General features: G+C 48.3%; 3 protein-coding genes. All 3 read right to left on the bottom strand.

What is annotated here, in order from left to right; translation table 11 throughout:
* Positions 1 to 171: 171 nt before the first annotated feature.
* The 3 genes from Q0277_RS03255 to pyk all read right to left on the bottom strand — a co-directional run bounded on the left by Q0277_RS03255 (position 172) and on the right by pyk (position 3543).
* Positions 172 to 873 carry a cytochrome-c oxidase gene (locus Q0277_RS03255; protein ID WP_297995558.1) on the bottom strand — a complete coding sequence of 234 codons (702 nt, stop codon included), beginning with the start codon at positions 871 to 873 and terminating at the stop codon, positions 172 to 174.
* Between the two features lie 263 nt (positions 874 to 1136).
* The gene (locus Q0277_RS03250; RefSeq protein ID WP_297995555.1) at positions 1137 to 2042 is read right to left on the bottom strand and encodes a restriction endonuclease; all 906 of its coding nucleotides are present in this window, start codon (positions 2040 to 2042) and stop codon (positions 1137 to 1139) included.
* An 88-nt stretch (positions 2043 to 2130) separates the two neighbouring features.
* Positions 2131 to 3543 (bottom strand): pyruvate kinase, encoded by a 1413-nt coding sequence (pyk, locus tag Q0277_RS03245; protein WP_297995560.1) that lies wholly within the window; start codon positions 3541 to 3543, stop codon positions 2131 to 2133.
* Positions 3544 to 3586: the final 43 nt, after the last annotated feature.

Genomic DNA, 3586 nt, shown 5'->3' with positions numbered 1-3586 from the left:
AAAGAGGCGCATGCAAATAGATACTGTACCGTTAGCGATAAAATTCTACGTCATAAAATTTTAAATTCACGCGCAGATCCGTTTGAGGAGATAAAAATGCAACACTAAATTTTTGGCAACTCAAAATTTTAAATAATGCCGGTTTTTAAAGAGTCCGCTGATTAGGCGATACTAATCGCAGAAGCGCTTATCCGCGTTATTTGCTTTGCGCTTGGCTAGGAAGTCCGCCTCTTTAGCGGGGTCTGCGAAAAACTCGTCCTGCCTAAGTAGCGCGGCGTCCATTTTGTCCTCAGCTGCCTTGAGCGCGGCGGCGCGATCTGCGAAGTGAGATGGAAATTTCTCATCAAATATCGCTTTATACGGGTGTGCCTTGACCCAGTCCCTAGCGCGTGCCGCCGCATCGCGTTGTTTAGCAAGATCGCAGAATGCGTATGGATTTATCACGTTGCCGACGAGCTGTAAAAACGCCGCATTCGCAGATTCGGTCTCACGAAACATCTCGTCCTTGACGTCGATGACGCGAGCAAAGGTTAGGAATCGATTTTTGCCCGCGTAGAACCAAAACACCGCGTCGTCCTTGAGCCCTAGATCATAGGCGCGCGCAGCGACGGTCATCAGCGTGGTCGGAGCGACCATATCCGGGGCGTCCTCGATGATTTTGATCGCCTTTTTTAGGCTCGCCACGTCGTTTTTCATCAACAGACCGTCAATCGGCTCGTAAACGTGCACGTATTCGGGTTTGCCCTCCTTAGCCGAATAAAACGGCGAAATATAGATGTCGATCGAAGTGATTTTTTCCACCTTGTCCTCGCCCTGGGCGCTCAAAGTCGCAGCTGCCGCCGCACACAGCAGCAATGAACGAAATTTTTTCACGGTCTCTCCTTCGGTTAAATTTTGTAAATTTGCTTCGTAATTATATCTTGAAATTTAAGAGCGCTAGCTTGATTTTTAACGAATATATTTTTGCGAAATTTTAATTTTTGCGGCAGCTCTATTTTCTTTTGATCAGGCTTTAGCGCGATGCTTGAGCGGCTAAATTTAAGCGTCGTTAGTCGTAAAATTTAGCTTATAATTTAGATTGCTTAGCTAAATTTTTCCGTTTGCGCTTAATCCGAAAACGAATTTCGCCTTTACGTTTAAATTTCATCGCCGAAAAAGTCGCCGTCGATGTCGCAAATCTCGATATTTTGCCGCACCTGAACTCCGAGTTTGTATTTTATCATCAGTTCCGCTAGTCGTTCGCCGTCAATCAAAACAATCGTGTAATTTTGCATGTTCGCGGCGCATCTTGCGGCATCCTTGCTAAATTTTGATGTCGTGATAAATACACCCTTTTTGGTCTGCTTATCCGATATCGCGCCTACAAATTTTTGAATTTCAGGACGCGAAACCGCGCCTTGCCAGCTTTTAGCCTGGACGTAAATTTGCGATAATCCAAGCTCATCTTCATCTATAATACCGTCTATACCGCCGTCCGCGCCGTTTTTGGTTAGTCTGCCTACTCCGTAGCCCATTTTTTCGAGCAAGCATGTCACCAAATACTCAAAAAAGCTCGGCTTTTTTTGTGAAATTTCGTCTAAAATTTGAGATTTTAGATTTTTTGCGAGCTCGTTTGTTGTCTCGACGATGATGTCGATAGGCGTCTTTTCTTGCGTCACGATTTGCGAGATTTTGGTGCTTGGAGCGCTTTTGTTTTTATAAATTTCATCGTACCAAGCCTCAAATTTTGCCTGAGCGTCTTTACTTTTTAGCATTTGTTTGCCAAGATCCGTTATCTCGTACACGCCTCTACCTGATCTTTTGATAGGCTTTTTAACGTCAGGTAAATTTACAACTTCTTTATTTCCTGCAAAATCCGATAACGCCCAGCTTGCACGGTTAACATATACAAGCATGCCGCTAGGTATCCTCTGTAAGAGTTCGTCGTCGTTAAATTTATAGTGCTTTGTAATAAATTCGAAAATTTCTTTTCTGTCCGCCTTACCGCGCTCGCCGATAAACTGCAAAATCGGGAACATCATCTCTTTGTAGCTTGGTATCATCGTTTTCCTTTATAATTTTTAAAATTTTACCTCTCTAGGTCTGCAACTCAAAAACTTCAAATTTTACCGCTAAATTTAATGTTGCGCTTTAAATTTTACTTTCAAAGCCCGTTTTCGCCGCGTCGCGGTAGAAATCGATCTGATCTTTTTTGATGATGCGGATGTAGTCGGTGCTGCCAGGATGTCCGCTTTGAAAGCCCGCCGTCATCACGTAGGTGCCGCCTTCTTCGATGAGCCCGCGCTGCAGAGCCTCGCTTATGATACGTGCGAGCAGCGAGTTGATGCTCGTTTTTTCCCTGACCATCGCGGGATTTACGCCCCACACGAGACTTAACGCGTGCGCGGTCTGCTCGTCGTGTGCGATTGCGATGATGTCGATTTTGGCGCGGTTGCGTGCGAGTTTGATCGCCGAACGCCCCGAGCCCGTGATCGAAAGTATCGCGCCCGCGCCCAGCCTTGCGGCAAGCGCTGCGGTGCTTGAGGTGATCATATCGGTCTCGTCGTAGAAATCGTAATCGTTAAATTTATCGTAAGGATAGATCTTTTCGGTCTCGCGGATCGTCTCGCTCATCGCGGCGACCACGGCTGCGGGGTTTTTGCCGATGGCGCTTTCCTCGCTTAGCATCACGGCGTCGGTGCCGTCGAGCACGGCGTTTGCGACGTCGCTGATCTCGGCTCTGGTAGCGCGCTCGTGTTCGGTCATGCTAAGCATCATCTGCGTGGCGGTGATGACGGGCTTTGAGCGGGCATTGGCTAACGCTATGATGCGCTTTTGGATGCGCGGGATCTCATAAAACGGCATCTCGATGCCCAGATCTCCGCGCGCGACCATTATACCGTCGCTTGCTTCGATGATCTTTTCAATATTTTCGACCGCGTCGAATTTCTCGATCTTGGCGTAAATTTTAGCTTTTGAGCCCAGCGAGTTTAAAATTTCGCGCACGCGCAGGATGTCGTTTTGCGACTGCACGAAGGAGATGCCTACGAAATTTACGCCGTGCGCCGCGCCCCAGCGCAGATCCTCGAGGTCCTTTTGCGTGATGACGTCGATATTTAGGCGGGTGTTTGGGAAGTTCACCCCCTTATTTGAGCTTAAAAAGCCGTCGTTTTCGAGTACCGCTCGCACGCCTTGCTCGCTTACTGCGACTACCTTGGCGCGGATCGAGCCGTCGTAGAGGTAGATAAACTCGCCTGCTTTCATCAGTGGTAAAATTTCGGGGTGGTTGATACACAGCTCGTATTCGCCTTCCGCGCTCTTTTTGCCGATGATTTCGCGAGGAAGGAAGGTGATTTTATCGCCCGTTTTTAGTTTAAAATTTTCCTCGAGCTTGCCGACGCGGATCTTTGGGCCGCTGATGTCCTGAAAGACGCCTACGCGCACGCCCAGGCTCTTTTCTACGGCGCGAATTTTGTTTAAATTTGCCTCGTGATACTCGTGCGTGCCGTGGCTGAAGTTCATCCTAAAGGCGTTGCAGCCTGCCTTTACCATCGCGCTCATCATCTCCTCGTCGCCGGACTGGGCGGCGTGCAGGACGCAGTGGCTC

Origin of the sequence: uncultured Campylobacter sp. (assembly GCF_938030815.1) — a bacterium.
GTDB lineage: Bacteria > Campylobacterota > Campylobacteria > Campylobacterales > Campylobacteraceae > Campylobacter_B.
Note: the sequence above shows the minus strand (reverse complement) of the source record. Positions and strands in the feature narration are given on the sequence as shown.

What these genes read in the sequence shown, in the direction of transcription:
- pyk (WP_297995560.1), bottom strand. Translation starts at nt 3,543, where the DNA reads ATGATGAGCGCGATGGTAAAGGCAGGCTGCAACGCCTTTAGGATGAAC.
- Q0277_RS03250 (WP_297995555.1), bottom strand. Translation starts at nt 2,042, where the DNA reads ATGATACCAAGCTACAAAGAGATGATGTTCCCGATTTTGCAGTTTATC.